Source organism: Streptomyces albus subsp. albus (assembly GCF_000725885.1).
GTDB lineage: Bacteria > Actinomycetota > Actinomycetes > Streptomycetales > Streptomycetaceae > Streptomyces > Streptomyces albus.
Window position 1 is genome coordinate 150784 of the sequence record NZ_JODR01000012.1, and the last position, 18804, is coordinate 169587.

15 protein-coding genes are annotated in these 18804 nt (G+C 74.3%); 5 read left to right on the forward strand and 10 right to left on the reverse strand.

Annotation, left to right across the window (positions count from 1 at the left end; translation table 11 throughout):
* Positions 1-17: 17 nt before the first annotated feature.
* Together IO40_RS0115345 and IO40_RS0115350 are read right to left on the reverse strand one after the other, a co-directional pair.
* Complete coding sequence (locus tag IO40_RS0115345; RefSeq protein WP_033228495.1) at positions 18-800, reverse strand: PIG-L deacetylase family protein; 783 nt, start codon at positions 798-800, stop codon at positions 18-20.
* Between the two features lie 195 nt (positions 801-995).
* A complete protein-coding gene (locus IO40_RS0115350) occupies positions 996-1853 on the reverse strand; it encodes a hypothetical protein (protein WP_016468226.1) in 858 nt (285 codons plus the stop codon).
* A gap of 395 nt (positions 1854-2248) precedes the next feature.
* Here IO40_RS0115350 and IO40_RS0115355 point away from each other — a divergent pair, with 395 nt between their 5' ends.
* Positions 2249-3061: a GNAT family N-acetyltransferase gene (locus IO40_RS0115355; RefSeq protein ID WP_031175561.1), complete on the forward strand. Its 813-nt coding sequence runs from the start codon at positions 2249-2251 to the stop codon at positions 3059-3061.
* A gap of 48 nt (positions 3062-3109) precedes the next feature.
* Here the strand turns inward: IO40_RS0115355 and IO40_RS0115360 are convergent, their stop codons facing one another.
* Positions 3110-3724 (reverse strand): helix-turn-helix domain-containing protein, encoded by a 615-nt coding sequence (locus tag IO40_RS0115360; protein WP_016468228.1) that lies wholly within the window; start codon positions 3722-3724, stop codon positions 3110-3112.
* Positions 3725-3798: 74 nt separating this feature from the next.
* Here IO40_RS0115360 and IO40_RS0115365 point away from each other — a divergent pair, with 74 nt between their 5' ends.
* Entirely contained in the window at positions 3799-4935 is a 1137-nt protein-coding gene (locus IO40_RS0115365; RefSeq protein WP_415852440.1) for an NAD(P)/FAD-dependent oxidoreductase, read from the forward strand.
* On the forward strand, positions 4932-5582 hold the full coding sequence (locus tag IO40_RS0115370) for a class I SAM-dependent methyltransferase (RefSeq protein WP_031175563.1): 651 nt from the start codon (positions 4932-4934) through the stop codon (positions 5580-5582). The genes IO40_RS0115365 and IO40_RS0115370 overlap by 4 nt, the downstream gene beginning before the upstream one ends.
* A gap of 387 nt (positions 5583-5969) precedes the next feature.
* Here IO40_RS0115370 and IO40_RS34850 read toward each other — a convergent pair whose 3' ends face one another.
* The 3 genes from IO40_RS34850 to IO40_RS0115390 all read right to left on the reverse strand — a co-directional run bounded on the left by IO40_RS34850 (position 5970) and on the right by IO40_RS0115390 (position 12000).
* Entirely contained in the window at positions 5970-8162 is a 2193-nt protein-coding gene (locus IO40_RS34850) for a hypothetical protein (RefSeq protein WP_052439601.1), read from the reverse strand.
* Positions 8159-11290, reverse strand: coding sequence for a DEAD/DEAH box helicase (locus IO40_RS0115385; RefSeq protein WP_031175564.1), 3132 nt, complete (start codon positions 11288-11290; stop codon positions 8159-8161). The genes IO40_RS34850 and IO40_RS0115385 overlap by 4 nt, the downstream gene beginning before the upstream one ends.
* Before the next feature lie 314 nt (positions 11291-11604).
* Positions 11605-12000 carry a hypothetical protein gene (locus IO40_RS0115390; RefSeq protein WP_016468233.1) on the reverse strand — a complete coding sequence of 132 codons (396 nt, stop codon included), beginning with the start codon at positions 11998-12000 and terminating at the stop codon, positions 11605-11607.
* A 65-nt stretch (positions 12001-12065) separates the two neighbouring features.
* Here IO40_RS0115390 and IO40_RS38785 point away from each other — a divergent pair, with 65 nt between their 5' ends.
* Complete coding sequence (locus IO40_RS38785) at positions 12066-13529, forward strand: amidase family protein (RefSeq protein WP_041968857.1); 1464 nt, start codon at positions 12066-12068, stop codon at positions 13527-13529.
* 70 nt (positions 13530-13599) lie between these two features.
* On the opposite strand, the gene IO40_RS0115400 is transcribed toward IO40_RS38785, so the two are convergent.
* The 4 genes from IO40_RS0115400 to rpsA all read right to left on the reverse strand — a co-directional run bounded on the left by IO40_RS0115400 (position 13600) and on the right by rpsA (position 17439).
* Positions 13600-14001: a tetratricopeptide repeat protein gene (locus tag IO40_RS0115400; RefSeq protein WP_031175566.1), complete on the reverse strand. Its 402-nt coding sequence runs from the start codon at positions 13999-14001 to the stop codon at positions 13600-13602.
* 72 nt (positions 14002-14073) lie between these two features.
* Complete coding sequence (coaE, locus tag IO40_RS0115405) at positions 14074-14688, reverse strand: dephospho-CoA kinase (protein ID WP_016468236.1); 615 nt, start codon at positions 14686-14688, stop codon at positions 14074-14076.
* Positions 14689-14830: 142 nt separating this feature from the next.
* The gene (locus tag IO40_RS0115410; RefSeq protein WP_016468237.1) at positions 14831-15820 is read right to left on the reverse strand and encodes a proteasome assembly chaperone family protein; all 990 of its coding nucleotides are present in this window, start codon (positions 15818-15820) and stop codon (positions 14831-14833) included.
* A gap of 110 nt (positions 15821-15930) precedes the next feature.
* Positions 15931-17439 carry a 30S ribosomal protein S1 gene (rpsA, locus tag IO40_RS0115415; RefSeq protein WP_030408616.1) on the reverse strand — a complete coding sequence of 503 codons (1509 nt, stop codon included), beginning with the start codon at positions 17437-17439 and terminating at the stop codon, positions 15931-15933.
* 366 nt (positions 17440-17805) lie between these two features.
* On the opposite strand from rpsA, the gene IO40_RS0115420 reads away from it, so the two are divergent.
* Positions 17806-18801, forward strand: a complete 996-nt coding sequence (locus tag IO40_RS0115420; protein WP_415852442.1) for a class I SAM-dependent methyltransferase — start codon at positions 17806-17808, stop codon at positions 18799-18801.
* Positions 18802-18804 lie beyond the last annotated feature (3 nt).

An 18804-nucleotide genomic window follows, 5' to 3' on the forward strand; every position in this document is an offset into this window, starting at 1 on the left:
CGCGGGGGAACGGGCGGTCAGCAGGGGAACAGTTCGAAGGCCACGGACCGCCGCCCGCCGTTCAGCCGCGCGTACCGGTCCAGCCCGCCCAGGACGATCCCGCGGGCGTACGTCTCGGGGTCCTCGTCCGTGAGGGCCTCGATGTAGGCGCGGTGCTCCAGCAGCGAGGCGAGACCCTTGCGGACGGCCTCCTCCCCCACCTCGACGGCGTGGGTGACGGCCGGGGAGGCGGCGACAGCCACCCAGCGGGCCCCGTCCCAGGGCAGGACACCGTCCTGTTCGAGCTGGTCGGTGAAGATCCACCGGTTGCCCGCGTCGCCGACCGCGTCGAGGACGGAGCGGCCCAGTACGCGGTGGTCGGGGGTGTTCCAGGGGCTGCCCGGCGCATCGCCCCAGGTCTCCCGGTGGTTGATGGTGACGACCAGCTCCGGGCGGTGCCGGCGGATGGCCGCCGCGATGTCGCGGCGCAGGGCCGGGCCCTCTTCCAGCACGCCGTCGCGGTGGCCCAGGAACTCCACCTCGGAGACGCCGACGGCGGCGGCGCTCGCCCGCTGCTCGGCCTCGCGCACGCGGGCCGCTTCGCCCGGCTCCATGGTGTCGATGCCCGCCTCGCCCCGGGTGGCCAGGACGTAGACGACCTCCTTGCCGTCCGCCGTCCACTCGGCGACGGCGGACGAGGCACCGTACTCCAGGTCGTCCGGGTGGGCGACGACCGCCAGGGCCCGGGTCCACTCCTGGGGCATCGGGGCGAGCCGGGGAGCCGTGCCGCCTTCGTCCGCGGTCTGTGCAGTGGCCGTCATCGGTTGCTTCCTCTCCTTCGCGCGCGCCCGTGGCGCCGGTCATGGGCAGCAACGCGCCCGTCGTGTACCCCTGTTCCCCCTGACGGGGCATGTGGGTCCATCGTCGGGGCCGGGTCCGTCCGACGGCCGAGTACGAAGGCCCCGGGGGGCGGTGCGCCCCGGGGCGGTGACGGAGGTGCCGGAGAGGGACGGCCGTCAGCCGTACGGGTTGGTGCGCGGGTCGACCGGTGCGCCGCCCTGCTGCCCGCCCTGGCCACCGTAGGGGCCGGGCTGCTGGGGTGCCTGCGGCTGCTGCTGGTAGGGGTTGGGCTGCGGGGGCCCCTGGGGCGCCTGGGGCGCCTGGGGCTGCTGGTAGGGGTTGGGTGCCTGGGGTGCCTGGGGTGCCTGGGGCTGAGCGTACGGCTGGTGCGGCTGCGGAGCCTGTGGCTGAGCGTAGGGCTGGCCCTGCTGGGGCTGGCCTTGTTGCGGCTGGGCGTACGGCTGGCCCTGCTGCTGGGGCTGCGGGTACGGCTGGCCCTGCTGGGGCTGGGCGTACGGCTGGTGCTGCGGGCCGGGCTGCTGCGGCTGCGGCTGCCCCGGCGCGGGCTGGGAGGGGTAGCCCTGCGGGGGGAGACCGCCGGGGGCCTGCCCCTGGGGCGCCGGGCCGTTGTTGACGACGGCCAGCAGCTCCTCCAGTTCGTTGCGCCACATGCGGTGCACGTTGATCCGCACCGGCTTGGCCTCACCCGGAAGGGCCATGTGGTAGAAGCTCCACAGCGGGTTGAGCTGGATCTCGCCGAAGACGGTGCGGGCCTGGTCGCGGGGGATCGCGTGGACGATCTCCTTGGGGCGCTGCGAGAAACGGGACATCCGGTGCAGCAGCAGAGCCTGCTCGGTGACCGTGATGAAGTAGTACTTGATCAGGAACTGCCCGATCAGGCCGAGGAAGCCGACACTCAGCCACGGCGTCGGGCCGGCGACCGCACCGACCGACACCAACGGCCGGTCGCCGGGCGCCTGTTGGGCTATGGCCTCGGCCACCTGTTTCTTCATCGTCGACTTGCGAAGGGCCATCGACCGCTCCTCGATCCGTGCGCCGTGGGTGGACGGCGTGTCCTTACGTTCGGCGCAGAGTACTCGCCGTATCCGACAACGGCCCGTCCCGGGGAGCCGGAAGGGAACGTTCCGGGGGCGGGAGGGGCGCCCCGCGGACCGGGAGCGGAACGTTCCGGAGCGGGCGGGGACGGCGCGGGCACGGAACAGCCCGCACCCGCGACGGCACCGCCGTTCCGCGTGGCCGCCGTCATCTCCCTTACCCGGTGGGGCTGTTGAGGCGAAGAGCGGCGAACCACCACGGCACGCGCCCCCACGACCGGCCCGGCAGGTGACCGGGCAGCCGGCCGGCCGCCGCCCGGCACCGGTGACGGTGGTCACAGTGGTGATCACCCACCGCCTGATATGCACGAAGAGTGAAGGAATTGGTCAAGGCAGGCGAGGTCGAACGCGTCTCGGACGGTGACACGCAACTCATATGGGCGGCACAGGGACAGGGGGACGGTCTGCTCGGCCCGGGGGTGCGCGCGTGGCGGTACGGGTCGGCGGTGGTCGTGGCCGCACCCGGCCTCTCGGGCCGCGACAGGATGGCCGTCAAGCTGCGCGAGGGCGGCCACATCGACGACGCGGCGTACGCGGTCCGGCGCGCACTGGCCGAAGTGGGCACCTCCTACCGGCTGTTCGGTGAGGACCGGCTCGTTCGGGCCGTGACCCAGCGCGTACCGGGCATGGTGGGGCTGCACGTCTTCCAGTGGATGGAAACCGACTCCCCCGCACCGCCGCCGGCGGACGAGGACGGCGAACGTCCCGCGGTGACATGGCTGGACGCCTCGGCCGCCCAACGGTCGGCGGCGCTCTTCGACGCCCACTTCCCCCGTTCACACGCCCAGCCGGGACGCTCGGGCGTCCGCCGCTGGGCGGGCGTGCTCGACGGGAAGGAGACGGACGAGGAGGCGGACGACGGGGCCGGTGCCACGCCGCTCGCGGTGGCCGCCGAAGCATGGCCGGCGACGGGCTGCGGACTGCTGGCCGGGGTGCTCACCGCCCCGGCCGCACGAGGGCGGGGACTGGCCGCGGCGGTCTGCGGCTTCGTCGTGAACTCCCTGGTCGAACGGTACGGCCGGGCGGGACTGATGGTGGACGCCGACAACGAGCCGGCCCTGCGGACCTACCGGCGGCTCGGGATGACCGGACGGCTGCTGAGCGCCGCCCATGTACCCGCCGACTGAGGCGCCGCCCACACCTCCGTCGGCCGACCGGGCCGGCCGCCCGCCGGGTCAGTCCCCCGGCTCCTCCCGCCGGTCCGACCCCGTGGAGCGGGCCCGCAGATGGGCGCGCTGACCCTGCCTGCCGAAGAGGCTCAGGAACTCCACCGTCTCGGGCCCGGCCGCGTCGAACCAGTGCGGCACCCGGGTGTCGAACTCCGCCGCCTCGCCGGGCGCGAGTTCCAGATCGTGCTCGCCCAGGACGAGCCGCAGCCGCCCGTTGAGGATGTAGATCCATTCGTAGCCCTCGTGGACCTGCGGGTCGGGCTCGTTCGGGGTGCTGACCCCGGGCAGGATCATTTTGTACGCCTGGATACCGCCGGCCCGCCGGGTGAGCGGCAGCATCGTCATGCCGTTGAAGGTGACCGGACGCAGATGGATGCGCGGGTCGCCGGTGGGCGGGGCGCCGACGAGTTCGTCGAGGGTCACGCCGTGGGCGCGGGCGAGGGGGAGCAGCAGTTCCAGGGTCGGGCGGCGGGCGCCGGACTCCAGACGCGAGAGGGTGCTCACGGAGATGCCGGTGGCACCGGACAGTTCCGCGAGTGTGGTCTCGCGCTGCTTGCGCAGGGCGCGCAGCCGGGGCCCCACCGCGTCGAGAGCCTGACCGAGCTCGTCTTCACTGTCCATGGCCCCCAGCTTGCCATATCAGCAACTTTATTTGCCACCTCCGCGAGTGATGCCCCACTCTGACGGCCAAGGAGGTGGTCGAGGTGACCGGACAACTGGACGACAACTACGAGGTGCTGGTGATCGGCGGCGGCGCTGCCGGGCTGAGCGGGGCCCTGACCCTGGCCAGGTCGCTGCGCTCGGTGGCGGTGATCGACGCGGGTGCCCCGCGCAACGCCCCCGCCGAAGGCGTGCACGGCCTGCTGGCCCGGGACGGGATGCGCCCCGACGAACTGCTCGGCCGGGGCCGGGCCGAGGTGCGCAGGTACGGCGGCCACGTCGTGCCCGGCGAGGTCGCCACGGCGGTCCGCGCCGGGGACGGATTCGAGGTGACCCTCACCGACGGCCGCTCCGCCCACGCCCGCCGCCTGCTGGTGACCACCGGGCTGGTGGACCGGCTGCCCGACATCCCCGGGCTGCGCGAACGGTGGGGCCGCGACGTACTCCACTGCCCCTACTGCCACGGCTACGAGGTCCGCGGCCAGGCCATCGGGGTGCTGGCGACCGGGCCGACGGCCATGCACCAGGTGCTTCTGTTCCGCCAGCTCACCGACGATGTGACGCTCTTCACCCACACCCAGCCGCCGCTCGACGAGACGGACGCGGAACGGCTGGCCGCACGCGGTGTCCGTGTGGTGCCCGGCACCGTGACCGGCGTCGAGACCACCGACGACCGGCTCTCGGGGATCCGCCTCGACGACGGCACGGTCGTGCCCCGCCAGGCCCTGGCCGTCGCCACCCGGCTGGAGGCGCGGGCCGCCTTCCTGGACTCGCTCGGCCTGCACACCGCCGAGCACCCGATGGGCACGTACGTCCCCGCCGATACGACGGGCCGCACCGACGTCCCCGGCGTCTGGGTCGCCGGGAACGTCACCGACCCGATGGCCCAGGTCGGCGCCGCCGGCGCGGCGGGCACCACCGCCGGCGCCCAGATCAACGCCGATCTGGCGGCCGAGGACACCGACCGGGCCGTCGCCGCCCACCGCGAAAGCCGACGCGGCGGTCACCCCGCCAGCCACCGCGACGGCCCCGCGCCGGCCGACGCGGACGGGGTCTCGGACGGGCAGACGGCAGACGGCACGGACGGGCAGACGGCAGCCGTGGCGGACGGCCAGGTGGCGGCCGGAGCGGACGGGCAGGCAGCCGCCGGTACGGAAGAGCGGGCCGCATGACGGCGGCGGAACCCGCGCCCGAGGAGTTCGGCGCGGGGTACTGGGAGCAGCGCTACCGCCACCACCACGGCACGTCCCGCCCCCACGCACCCAGCCCGCAACTGGTCGCGGAAGTCGCCGCGCTGGAGCCGGGCACCGCACTGGACGCGGGCTGCGGTGAGGGCGCCGACGCCCGCTGGCTCGCCGCCCTCGGCTGGCGGGTCACGGCGGTGGACGTCGCGGCCACAGCGCTGCACCGGGCGCAGCAGCACGCCCTGGCGTCGGGCGGCCCCGCCGCGGCCGAGCGGATCGACTGGCAGCAGGCCGACCTCCTCCACTGGACACCCGAACACCGCTTCGACCTCGTCACCAGCCAGTACGTGCATCTGCCCGGACCCCGCGAGACGTTCTTCCGCCGGCTGGCGGCAGCGGTCGCACCGGGCGGCACGCTGCTGATCGTCGGGCACGACCCGGCGGACCGGCACACGGCCGCACAGGGCCCGGGGGCGGACGCGTACGTCACGGCCGAGGACATCGCCGCCGTCCTCGACCCCGGCACGTGGGACGTACTCGTCGCGGAAACCCGTACCCGCACCGTCACCGGCCCGGACGGAAGTGGGGCGGAGCTGTGCGACGCCGTACTGCGCGCAAGGAGGCGGGAGGGCTGACCCCGCCCACGCTCGGGGGCAGCTCCAGTTCCGGGTCAGCTGTGGTTCCCGGGCCGAGCGTGATCCGGGGGCCGGCTGTGGTTCCCGGGGCGAGCGTGCTCGCGGGTCAGCTCTGGTCACGGGTCAGCTGGGGTCGCGGGTCAGCTGGGCTTCCGAGCCGAGCATGTTTCGGGGCCGGTGTGTTCGCGGGGCAACCACGGGCCCGGCCGTGCGTGCTCGGGGCGGTCATGGCCCCGAGCAGGCCGGACCCCCGCCGAACTTGTTCCGGGGGTCAGCGTGTTCGCGGGGCAGCCGTGGTCCCGAGCGGCCATGGTTCCGGCCCAGGCGTGCTCGCGGGGCAGCCGTGCCCCCGGGCATACCGCGCTCCGAGGGCCGGCGTGCCGCGGGTCAGCTGTGGTCGCGCAAGCCGGCGAGCGCGCGGATCGGATCGGCGGCGGCAGGGCCCTCGGGCCACCACTCGACTCCGGGCCCGGCCCCGTCGCCGTCCCGGTCGACGCCGTCACCCCGGCCCCCGCTCCCGGCCCGGCTCCCGGGCTGGGCCGGGCCGGCAGTGGCCGCGGTGGCTGCGGGGGCGACGGGTTCGCCCCGGTACGGATACCAGCGCCCGTCCTTGCCGTAACGCAACTGGACGGGGCGCGTCGGGTGGGTGAGACGGTTGTGATGAATCGTCATCGTGATGCCCAGGGTCGCGAGGGCGCTGCGGCCCCGGTCGAAGTCGCCGGCCGGCGGGTCCCAGACGGTTTCCAGCACGGTCAGCCCCGAGGGTCCGCCCTGCCGCCAGGCCGCCGCCGCGCGCGCCAGCTCCAGCGCGTCCCCGCCCGCCGTCCGCGCCAGGCTGGCGAACAGCGGCGAAAGGGTTCTCCGTCCCGTCAGCCGCGGATGGGTGGCGGCGAGCCGGATCGTGTCGTGCCACAGCGACAGGTCCGGCAGCGGATCTGTGTCCGCGCCCGGACCGTCCGGCCCTTCCGCACCGGCTGCACCGACCGCACTGACCGCCGCCAGCGCGTGCCAGGCGCGGTGGGCGGCGTCCGTCGCCAGGAAGGCGAGCGCGTCGGCGCTGGGCGCGCCCGGCAGTTCGGGATACGCGGCGGCCTCCCCCGGCGCGTCCGGCAGCGGAAGCGGCGCGGGCAGCGGAGGCCGCACGACGGAGCCGAACACCGCGTCGGCGGCCATGCCGCCCACCAGCGGACCGCGCCGCTGCCCGGCCACGCCACCGCCCCTCCCCGGCACGTCACCGCTCGCCCAGACGGGGGCGTCCGCACTGGCGTCCGCTCCGGCGAGTGTCCCGGCTCCGATGTGTGCCTCCGCGTCGGCGCGAGCCTCCGCGCCGGCATGCACCTCGACACCAGCAGGAGCGTCGGTAGCAACACGAGCCTCAGTACCCGCACGAGACTCGATATCGGCACGCGCTGCCACATCCGCACGGGTCTTGACGTCGGCACTAGCTTCCGCGTCGGCGTCATCGCCCGCCGCCCCCGCACGCCCAGGCCACGTACGGCTCCCGGAGCCACGCACAGCGCCGCCCTCGGCCACTCGCCCGTCAGCGTGACCGGCGACCGAGGCCGGAGCCGGGGACGCTGCCGGGTGAACCGGGTCAACGGCGGGCGAGCCGGACCGCGCAGGACGGGACGGCGCCCCCGTGGCCGCCACGGCCGCAGCCGGACGGGTGTCCTCCCCGACGTGGGCCGGGCCCGAGGCGGCAGCATCCGGAGCCAGGTGTCCGGACGCACCCGGCGCCGCCTCCCCCACCGGTCCAGCGCCTCCCTCACCCGGCACCACCCCACCGGTGGAGGTGGGCCCCGCAGCAGCCGCATCCGCCTCCGCCCGTACAGGCCGCACCAGCGCCCCGTCGGCCGGCGGACCAGCACCGTCATCAGCGCTCCCGGCATCCCCGGCGGTTCCGTCCGGGGGAGGCACCGCACCGCCCAGCGGCGCCACACCGTCCAGGGGAGGCACCGCACCGCCCAGCGGCGGCCCGGCGGCAGAGGCCGATCCTCCCCCGCCCGCCGAAGGGAGCGCCGAGGCACCGCGCGGCGGCCCGGCAGCTGGACCGTGGCGGCGCACGGCGGCGCGCAGCGCTTCGGGGGCGAGGCCGCGCAGCAGCACGAGCAGACCGGGGTCACCGGCCAGCCGTGCGGCGGTCTCGTAGCCGAGCGCGGCAGCGTGCTTGCAGCAGGCGGCCTGGTCGGGGCAGGTGCAGGCGGGCGCGAGGTCGCCGGGGGCGGGCAGGAGACGCGCCCCGGCTCCCTCCGCCTCGGCCAGTGCCTGCGCCGGTATGTCCCCCTCCGCGAGGGCGGCTTCGTACGCGGGGCGGGCGGCGAGGGTCCGCACGAGGACGGCCCAGGCGTCGTCGGACAGCACGGGCAACCGCCAGTGGGCACGGTAGGGACGCGGGCGGCTGCCCCGTACGTACGCCGTGATGCGGCCGGGCCCGGCCCGCACCGTGAACACTCCCCCGTCGTGGGCGTAGGCCCGGCCCCGTTCCAGCCGGTCGGCGGCGGCCCGGCCGTCGCCGGCGGCGGCCTCGAAGGCCTGCACCCACGCGTCGGCGCTCACGCTGCCGCCCGGTGGCGCTTTCACGGTTGCCTCCGCAGGGACACCAGATCGGCGATCTGGGCGTCGGTCAGTTCGGTGAGGGCGGCTTCGCCGCCGCTCAGCACTGCCTCGGCGAGTTGCCGTTTGCCGTCGACCAGTTGGGCGATGCGGTCCTCCACCGTGCCCGCGGTCAGCAGACGGTGGACCTGGACCGGCTGTGTCTGGCCGATGCGGTAGGCACGGTCGGTGGCCTGTTCCTCGACGGCCGGGTTCCACCAGCGGTCGTAGTGGATGACGTGCCCCGCCCGGGTCAGGTTCAGCCCTGTGCCGGCGGCTTTGAGGGAGAGCAGGAAGACGGGGACCTGCCCGGACTGGAAGGCGTCCACCATGGCTTCCCGCTGGGCGACCGGGGTGCCGCCGTGCAGCAGTTGGTGCCCGATACCGCGTGCGGTCAGCTGGGCCTCCAGCAGCCGCGCCATCTCCACGTACTGGGTGAAGACCAGCGCGGAGCCGCCCTCGGAAAGGATGGTGGCGAGGAGTTCCTCCAGGAGCCGCAGTTTTCCGCTGCGTCCCGGCAGCCGGCCGGTGCCCTCCCGCAAGTACTGCGCCGGGTGGTTGCAGATCTGTTTGAGCGCGGTCAGCAGTTTCATCACCAGGCCGCGCCGTTCGATGCCTTCGGCCGCCTGGATGCGGGCCAGCGTCTCCCGGACGACCGCCTCGTACAACGCGGCCTGCTCCCGGGTGAGTTCGACGGTGTGGTCGGTCTCCGTCTTGGGCGGCAGTTCGGGGACGATGCCCGGGTCCGACTTCTTGCGGCGGAGCAGGAAGGGGCCCACGAGCCGTGCCAGCCGCCGGGTGGCCTCGGGGTCCTCGCCGCTTTCCACGGCGCGGGCGTGCCGGGCGCGGAAGGACTTGAGAGGGCCGAGCAGTCCGGGTGTCGTCCAGTCGAGGATGGCCCACAGTTCGGAGAGGTTGTTCTCGACGGGGGTGCCGGTGAGGGCGATCCGCGCGGCGGCGGGGAGGGTGCGCAGGGCCCGCGCGGTGGTGGAGTGGGGGTTCTTGACGTGCTGGGCCTCGTCGGCGACGACCAGGCCCCAGTCCACCCCGGCGAGGCGGTCCGCGCTGCCGCGCAGGGTGCCGTACGTCGTCAGGACGAACCCGGCATCGCTGCCGCCCCCGCCGACGGCACGCCCGGTGCCCTCGCTGCCCTGCCGGGCGCCCGGCCCGTCATGCTCCGCGTCCTCGTGCTCCGCCTCCCCGTCCCCGACCGCGAACTCGTGTGCTGGCAGCCCGTCCAGGGTGCGGCCCGGGCCGTGGTAGCGCCGCACCGGCGTGCCGGGCGCGAAACGGGCCAGCTCGCGCTGCCAGTTGCCCAGCAGGGAGGCGGGGCAGACGACCAGTGTCGGCGCCGTCTCACCGCGTTCGACGCGGCGCAGGTGCAGCGCGATGAGGGTGACCGTCTTGCCCAGGCCCATGTCGTCGGCCAGGCAGCCGCCGAGCCCGAGGGAGGTCATCAGGTCGAGCCAGGCGAGCCCTTGCCGCTGGTAGGACCTCAGCTGTGCGGCGAGCGCCGCGGGCGGCGGCGCTTCCTCCGTCTCGCCGCGCGCGGCCCGGGCGAGTCTGTCGCGGAGTGCGGCCAGCGCCCCCACCGGGACCGCCGGCACCTGTTCGCCCTCCACCTCGGCCTCACCGGTGAGGGCTGCGGCCAGGGCGTCACCCGGCGAGAGCAGCCCCAGATGGCGTTTGCGCGCCTTGCGGACGAGTGCGGGGTCGACCAGCACCCACTGGTCGCGCAACCGCACCAGCGGCCGGTGCGCGTCGGCCAGCTCGTCCATCTCGTCGTCGGTGAGCGGGTCCCCGTCGAGGGCGAGCTGCCAGCGGAATTCCAGCAGCTTCCCCTCTTTGAAGAAGCCTGTGCCGTCGACCGCCGAGCCGGGCGCCTGCGTGCCGGTGCGGACGACCGCCGCGGCGGACAGCAGGTCACGCGCGAGGGCCCGCGGCCAGTGCACGGCCACATCCGCCGCCGCCAGCTCGCGGGCGGTGCGGCCCAGCAGATCGTTGAGCTCCTGCTCGGTGAGCGGCAGCACATCGGGCGTGGAGCGCTCCAGCAGCCGGCCGAGCGGCGGCCAGACGCGCGCGGCACGGCGGATGGCCAGCACGGTGTCCGCACGGGCCCGCTCCCCCAGGTGGGGAGCCTCGCCGTCCCACAGCTGTGCCACGTCGGCCACCATCATCGGATCGGCGATGCTCGTCGCCTGCACGACGGCTGCGGCGACATACGGGTCCGGGGAGGCGGAACCGTCCGCGTCGTCCGCAGGGGCCGCGGCACCGGGCACGGGCGGACCCGCTTCCGGCGAGGGCTGCGGTTCCCCGGCCGGGGCCGGCGCCGCCTCCGGCGGTGGTTCCTGCGAGTCGAAGATCCGGTCGGCGGACAGGTCGAGCCGCAGCGAGATCCGGATGCCCGCCGAGGTGTCGGCCGCGACCTCGGCGCTCCACTCCCGCAGCCGCGGGTACCGCCCGGCCAGGCGGTTGGGCTCCGGCGCCGCGAACGCCGGGCCCACGGCGGCGGGACCGGCGGGCGTGCGGGGCAGGACGTCGGCAACCGCGTCCAGGAAGGCCCGGACGAGACCCTCCGGCTCCGGTACGCGGACCGGCCCGCCCGCCCCGAGGCGCCCGCCTCCGTCCAGCACCGCACCGTCTGCTGCGACACCGTCCCCCGCGACGGACGCGACAGGCACCGCGTGGGCCTCCGGCGGCATCGCGGCGGCGACGGCCCGCAGGTGTGCCACGTCCTCCTCGTTCAGAGGGCCCGCGCGCCACACGTCGACGTCGCCGTCGGCCAGCCCCGGCACCAGCCGCCCCCGGGCGACCAGCCGCAGCCCGTGCAGCGCTGCCGCGCCCCAGCAGGCGGCGGCCGGGTGCGCTGTCCGGTCGGTGCGCGCCCTCATCAGTACGGGCAGCGCCTCCCGCACCGGCAGCAGGCGCGCCGCCACCACCTCGTGCCGCAGCCCGGCCCCGTTCGGCCGGACGACGGTCAGCTCGCCGGGCTCCCCCACCTCGGGCAGCCCGCCGACACTGTCCTGCCAGAACACCACCTGCCCCTGCCGGGGCACCTCCCCGGGCAGGAACACCGCAGCGCACCGCAGGAGCTGCCGCTCGGCCCCCGACCCCATACGCGCCACCGCTTCCACACTCACCACACACCCGGTCTCCACTCCCGGCCGAGTCTAGGAGCGACCACTGACACCGCCCCCGACACCCGAGAAACCCCAGCTCACAGACCCGGCCATACCGTTCCGGTCATCGAGGGCTCCCGTGTCCACACGGTGACGGGACCGTCACGCGGCGTCGTGCCGGTACGGCTGAAGGGCAGCGCTGTCACGTGGGCCGGGATGGAGACGGGGAGACCGGCTCCGAACGTCGAGGAGCCGGCGTCCCTCCTCAAGCGACTGGCGGGAGAGCCGCGTCTCAACCGAAGTTGAAGTCCTCAACCGAAGTTGAGGTCTCCGTGGATGTCGCGGGCCTGGACGACCGGGCCCGTGATGTGGGCGCCCTCGGAGACGGTGTTGTGGACCTCGGAGCGCTCGGCCCGCAGCGTGGGTGCGTGGCGTTCGGCCCAGCCGCACAGCAGGGCGGCGAACTCCGCGTCGGCACCGGCGCGTTCGGCGAGCCGCCCGGTCAGGACGCGGACCTGTTCGTCGTCGGCGGGGTCGACGGCGGCCGGCGCACCGTCGTCGGGTGTGCCGTCCCGGCGGCCGATCCCCGCCCGGCGGGCCAGCGCGAGCAGGGATTCCCAGGCGGACTGACCGGCCGCGGTGGCGGCACCGCCCGCGGCGGCTGAGGCGGCGGTCGTGGCGAGGGTGAGCGCGGCATCGACGTCCATGGCGCACACGGTAGGCCGGTCCACGGGCGGCCCGCCAGATCGTCGCCGCTTGTACCGTTTCCGGAATGGAGGGGGACGAGTACGGCCGGTTGACGGCGTGCGAGATCGCCGGGGCCGTGACCGGGGGCCGGGTGAGCGCGCGGGAGGTCGCCGAGGCGGCGCTGGCGCGGATCGCCGGGCGGGACGGCGCGGTACGGGCGTTCACCGAGACGTGGCCGGAGCGGGCACTGGCGTACGCCGCCGCCGTGGACCGGGCCGTGCGCGAAGGTACGCCGCTGCCGCTCGCGGGGGTGCCGCTGGGGATCAAGGCCACACAGCGGATCGCCTCGCCACTGGTGGCGCGGCCGCTGGCGGCCGGATGCGTACCGGTCGGGGCCACCGCCGTCCCGGGACCGGGCACCCCGTGGCAGACGTGGGGGACGACCGACCGCGGCCCCACGCTCAACCCGCTGGGCCCCCGGTGGAGCCCGGGCGGCTCGTCCGCGGGGTCGGCGGCGGCCATGGCGGCCCGCATGGTGCCGCTCGCCACCGGCAGTGACGGCGCGGGCTCCGTGCGGATACCGGCCGCGTGGTGCGGTGTCCTGGGGGTGAAGACGACCGGCGGGCTCGCCCCCGTACGGGGCCGTACGGTCCGCAGCGCCCACGGTCCCCTGGCCCGTACGGCGGCGGACGCGGCGGCCTGTCTGGCGGCACTTGGGCGAGCGGGCTCCTGCTCGTCACCGGGCGCCGAGCCTCGCCGGATGCGGGTCGCCTGGTCCGCGACGCTCGGGTACGCCGCCACCCGGCAGGACATCGCCGCGACGGCCCACACATTGCTGGAGGCCCTGACGGAGGCGGGCATCACAGCCCCGCATCCGGCTGCCACCGTCCGGCTCCCTGACCCGGCCGCATGCTGGCAGCACCTGCGGGAGAGCCGGAAGGAAACGACGGGCCCAGCAGCAGGCGACAGTCCGGAAGGGGCGAAGGCCCCGGAGGCAGCAACCCGCCCGGAAAGAGCAACAGCCCCAGAGGCAGAGCCCGGCCCGAAAAGAGCGACAGCCCCAGAGACAACAACGGCCCCGGAAAAGGCAACGGCCCCAAAGGGAAAGCCCAGCCCGGAAAGGGCAACGGCCCCAAAGGCAGAGCTCAGCCCGGAAAGCGCGACAGCCCCAGAGCCAGAGCCCAGCCCGAAAAGGACAACACCCCCGGAAGCAGGAACCGGCCGCCCCAATGGGCAGCCGGGCCCGACGGGCCCGGCTGCCGGCACCGCCGCCGCGCTCAACGCCGCCCTCGACCGCCTCTTCACCGAGGTCGATCTGCTCGCCACCCCGACCACACCGGGGCCGCCGCACGGTCACGACGGGCCGGGCGAGAGCATGAGTGTCGCCCTGACGTGGGCGTTCAACATCACCGGGCATCCTGCGGCCAGCCTCCCGGCGGGGCGGACGGCCGCCGGTGAACCGGTCGGTCTGCAACTGGTGGCGCCGCACGGCCGCGAGGACCGGCTGCTTGCCGTCGCGGCTGCCGCCGAACGCGAAGGGCTGCTGTGACCGCACCGGTGCGCGGTCACAGCAGCCCCTGCCGCCTTACTCGCTCGTCCGGCAGCTGCTTGCTGCCGCCTCAGTTGCCCAGGTCTTCGTCCGGTGTGCCGGGCGCGGGCGGCGCGAAGTCGTCGAAGCCCGCCGCCTCGACGAAGTCGGGGCGCGGGTTCAGCGCGGCGGCCAGCTTGAAGTGGGCCCGTGCCTCGTCGTCGCGCGACGCCCGCTGAAGGGTGCGGGCCAGCGCGAAGTGCGCGAACGCGTTGTCCGGCTCCCGCTCCAGCACCCACTGGAACTCCTGTTCCGCCGACTGGAGGCGTGCCACCAGGAAGTACGCGCGGGCTCGCAGCAGCCGCGCGCCCCGGTGGTCGGGGTGCTCTTCGATCACACTGTCGAGAAGGTGGACCGCGCCGCGCGGGTCGCGTGCTTCCAGCAGCCGCTCGGCGGCGCGGAACTGGATGAGGCTCGTCTCCGGGCTGGTCACAGCAGTGCCCTCTCCTTCGGTTCCGCCCCGCACAACAGCGCGCGGCCCCCGGTCATTCCCGGGCGGCGGTGGTCAGCCGGCCGGCGGGCGCTGCCCGGAGAGCTGTTCCCACACTGTGCGGACCCGTGGCGGCAGTGCCTCGATCGGGCCGTCGTTGTCGATCACGATGTCCGCGACCGCGAGCCGCTCCTCGCGGGTGGCCTGCGCCGCCATCCGGGCGCGGGCCTCCTGCTCGGCCATGCCGCGCAGCCGCACCAGACGGTCGAGACGGGTCTCGTCGGAGGCGTCCACGACGACGACCGTGTCGTACAGCGGTGCCAGTCCGTTCTCGGTCAGCAGGGGCACGTCGTGCACGATCACCGCGTTCTCGTCGGCCGCCGCCGCTTCCCGCTCCAGTTCGGCGGAGCGCTCCCCCACCAGCGGGTGCACGATCGCGTTGAGCGCGGCGAGCCGGTCGGGGTCGGCGAAGACGAGGGAGCCCAGCCGCGGCCGGTCCAGGCTGCCGTCGGGCGCCAGTACCTCCTCGCCGAACTCGGCGACCACCGCCGCCAGGCCCGGCGTACCCGGCTCGACCACTTCCCGTGCGATGCGGTCGGCGTCCACGATCACCGCGCCGTGCTCGGCGAGCAGTCGCGACACCTCGCTCTTGCCCGCGCCGATCCCGCCCGTCAGCCCCACCTTCACCATGCGGCCCACGCTATACGGTGCCCCAGGTCACCCACACCGCCCCAGCCGCTCCCGCACAGCGCCCCGGCCGCGGGCACCGGCCCGGCTGTTGCCCGGACGGCGCCCCGGCCACCGGCGCCGCAACACCGCAACACCGCCCCCGTCAGTCCTCGGGGCCCTGCTCGGCCTCCCGCTCGGCCAGGAACCGTTCGAAGACCGCGCCCAGCTCGTCCGCCGACGGCAGCTCCACCGGCTCCGCCACCAGATTGCCCCGGGTCTCGGCACCGGCCACGGCGTCGTACTGCTGCTCAAGGCCCTTGACGACGGACACCAGTTCGTCGTCGCCCTCCGCGAGCTGCCGCTCGATCTCGTCCTGGGTGCGCAGCGCGTCGCTGCGCAGCGCGTGGGCGACCTCCGGCAGCACCAGTCCCGTCGCCGAGGTGATCGCCTCCACGACGACCAGGGCGGCGTCCGGGTACCGGGAGCGGGCGACGTAGTGCGGCACGTGCGCCACCACGCCGAGCACGTCGTGGCCGCTCTCCTCCAGCCGCAGCTCGGTCAGGGCCGCCGCGCTGCCGGGGACCTGTGCCTCTTCGAAGACCGACCGCTGCGCCGGCACCAGTTCGGCCCGGTTGCCGTGCGGGGTGAGCCCGACCGGGCGGGTGTGCGGCACACCCATCGGGATGCCGTGGAAGGTGACGGCCAGCCGTGCCCGGACCCGCTCGGCGATCTCGCGGACCGCCTCGGTGAAGCGCTCCCACTCGTTGTCCGGCTCCGGGCCGGACAGCAGCAGGAACGGCGCGTCCGTCGCGTCCCGCATCAGCCGCAGCTCCAGCCGCGGCGTCTCGTACGACACCCACCGGTCGCGCCGGAAGGTCATCATCGGGCGGCGTGCCCGGTAGTCGATGAGGCGGTCCACGTCGAACCGGGCGACGGTGACGTACGGCTGCGAGGCCATCAGCCGTTCGACGATCTGCTCGCCGGTGTCCCCGGCGTCCATGAAGCCCTCGAAGTGGTACAGCATCACCAGGCCCGCGCTGTCCGGCTCGCCGATCACGGCGTCCACCGCGTCCAGCCCGGCCTGATCCCACGAGTACAACGATTCCCGCTCCAGTCGCATACCCCTGACAACACTGGTGCGCGGCATGCGCATTCCCCGTCCCGCGCCCCGGACGGGTGATGCGAGGGCCCGCGGAACGCGGCGAGGCCCGCACCCCGGAGGGTGCGGGCCTCGCCGTTCGGCTCAGGCTCGGTGGTGAGCGGTCAGCTCTGGCCGCCGGCCAGCTTCTCGCGGAGCGCGGCGAGGGCCTCGTCGGAGGCCAGCGCACCGGAGTCCTCGTCCGAGCCCTCGGACGAGTAGGAGCCGCCGCCCTGGCCGCCGCCCTGGCCACCGCCGGTGCCACCCGTGGCGCCCTCGGCCGCGGCCTGCTCGTCGGCCTCGCGGGACTTGATGACCTGGGCCTGGTGCGCCTCGAAGCGCGCCTGCGCCTCGGCGTACTGGCGCTCCCACTCCTCCCGCTGCTTCTCGTAGCCCGGCAGCCAGTCGTTGGCCTCCGGGTCGAAGCCCTCGGGGTAGATGTAGTTGCCCTGGTCGTCGTAGGACGCGGCCATGCCGTAGAGGGTCGGGTCGAACTCGACCTGGGTCGGGTCGGCGCCGAACGCCTCGTTGGCCTGCTTCAGCGAGAGGCTGATGCGGCGGCGCTCCAGGTCGATGTCGATGACCTTGACGAAGATCTCGTCGTTGACCTGGACGACCTGCTCCGGGATCTCCACGTGGCGCTCGGCCAGCTCGGAGATGTGGACCAGGCCCTCGATGCCCTCGTCCACGCGGACGAACGCACCGAACGGCACCAGCTTCGTGACCTTGCCGGGCACGACCTGGCCGATCTGGTGGGTGCGGGCGAACTGCTGCCACGGGTCTTCCTGGGTCGCCTTGAGCGACAGGGACACGCGCTCGCGGTCCATGTCGACGTCCAGGACCTCGACCGTGACCTCCTGGCCGACCTCGACGACCTCGGAGGGGTGGTCGATGTGCTTCCAGGACAGCTCGGAGACGTGGACCAGACCGTCCACGCCGCCCAGGTCGACGAAGGCGCCGAAGTTGACGATGGAGGAGACGACGCCGGAGCGCACCTGGCCCTTCTGGAGGGTGGTGAGGAAGGTCTGGCGGACCTCGCTCTGGGTCTGCTCCAGCCAGGCGCGGCGGGAGAGGACCACGTTGTTGCGGTTCTTGTCCAGCTCGATGATCTTGGCCTCGAGCTCCTTGCCGACGTACGGCTGGAGGTCGCGGACGCGGCGCATCTCGACCAGGGAGGCCGGGAGGAAGCCACGCAGACCGATGTCGAGGATGAGGCCGCCCTTGACGACCTCGATGACGGTACCGGTGACGATGCCGTCCTCTTCCTTGATCTTCTCGATGGTGCCCCAGGCACGCTCGTACTGGGCGCGCTTCTTCGAGAGGATCAGGCGGCCTTCCTTGTCCTCCTTCTGGAGGACAAGGGCCTCGATCTCGTCACCGACGGCGACGACCTCGTTCGGGTCGACGTCGTGCTTGATCGACAGCTCTCGGGAAGGGATGACACCTTCGGTCTTGTAACCGATGTCGAGCAGGACCTCGTCCCGGTCGACCTTCACGATGACGCCGTCGACGATGTCGCCGTCGTTGAAGTACTTGATCGTCTCGTCGATCGCGGCGAGGAAGGCTTCCTCGGAACCGATGTCGTTGACCGCAACCTGCGGGCTGGTGGCGGAGGTCTCGGTGCTGCTCGTCATGTGGGAAAGGGTCTCCGGTACGGACATGAAGTCGTAGGTACTGCTACGCCGAGGGCCCTTTGATCGCACCGCATGCAAGTCAGCCGGACAGCTTGAAAGCCGGAAACCCGAGGGGACATACAACAGATGCGAGCGCGGCCTGCTCCGTCCGAGGCACGCAGGCCCGCAGCGCAACTTGTAGCATACGGGGGCCGCTGGGCATGGTCAATGCGCGAAAGAGCACACCTGGGGCGGAAGACTCCATACCCGGCAGAACTCGCCTCGCAGCAGGGGCGGAAAACCCCGCGCGACCGGCTCCCGCGGCGACCCGAGAGGCCCCGCGAAGCTCCCCCGTGAGCCAGCACGAAGAGTACGGCTACAGGTGCGATGGAACAAAAGCACGAGGTGGACCGGACCGTCCACCCCCTCAGTGGGCAGCACATGACGGACGGTGACAGGTACACCGGGCCGGAGCCCGTACCGGCCCCGTCCACGGGCGACGGTGCCGGAGGACGCGAGGGGGCCGGCGGCGCGGAGAACGGCGGCGTGTCCGGCGGCACGGCCGGCGGCGCGGACGATGCCGAGGCGGTGCGGCGCCCCGCGGGCGGCTACGAGAGCAGCCGCGCCAGCCGGGGCTGGTGGGACCGCAACGCCGACGACTACCAGCGCGACCACGGCGACTTCCTGGGCGACGCCCGGTTCGTCTGGGGGCCGGAGGGGCTGGACGAGGCCGAGGCGCGACTGCTGGGCCCCGCCGAGGCGCTGCGCGGCCTCGACGTGCTGGAGATCGGCGCCGGGGCCGCCCAGTGCTCGCGCTGGCTGGCGGCGCAGGGGGCGCGGCCGGTGGCGCTCGACCTGGCCCACCGGCAGTTGCAGCACGCGCTGCGGATCGGGGGCGGAACGGGCGGCGAGGCGGGTTTCCCGCTGGTCGAGGCGGACGCGCGGGCGCTGCCGTTCGCGGACGGCTCGTTCGATCTGGCGTGCTCCGCCTACGGGGCGATCCCGTTCGTCGCCGACCCCGAACGGGTGTTCGCAGAGGTGGCGCGGGTGCTGCGGCCCGGCGGGCGGTGGGTCTTCTCCCTGACCCATCCCCTGCGCTGGGCGCTGGCCGACGAGCCGGGCCCCGAGGGGCTGACCGTGATCGCCTCCTACTTCGACCGGACGCCGTACGTCGAACAGGACGAGCACGGGCGGACCGTCTACGTCGAGCACCACCGGACGCTGGGCGACCGCGTGCGGGAGCTGCGCCGGGCCGGCTTCCTCCTCGACGACCTCGTCGAGCCGGAGTGGCCCGAGTGGAACCAGCAGGTGTGGGGCGGCTGGTCCCCGCTGCGCGGCCGGCTGGTGCCGGGCACCGCCGTCTTCGTCTGCACCCGCGCCTGAGCC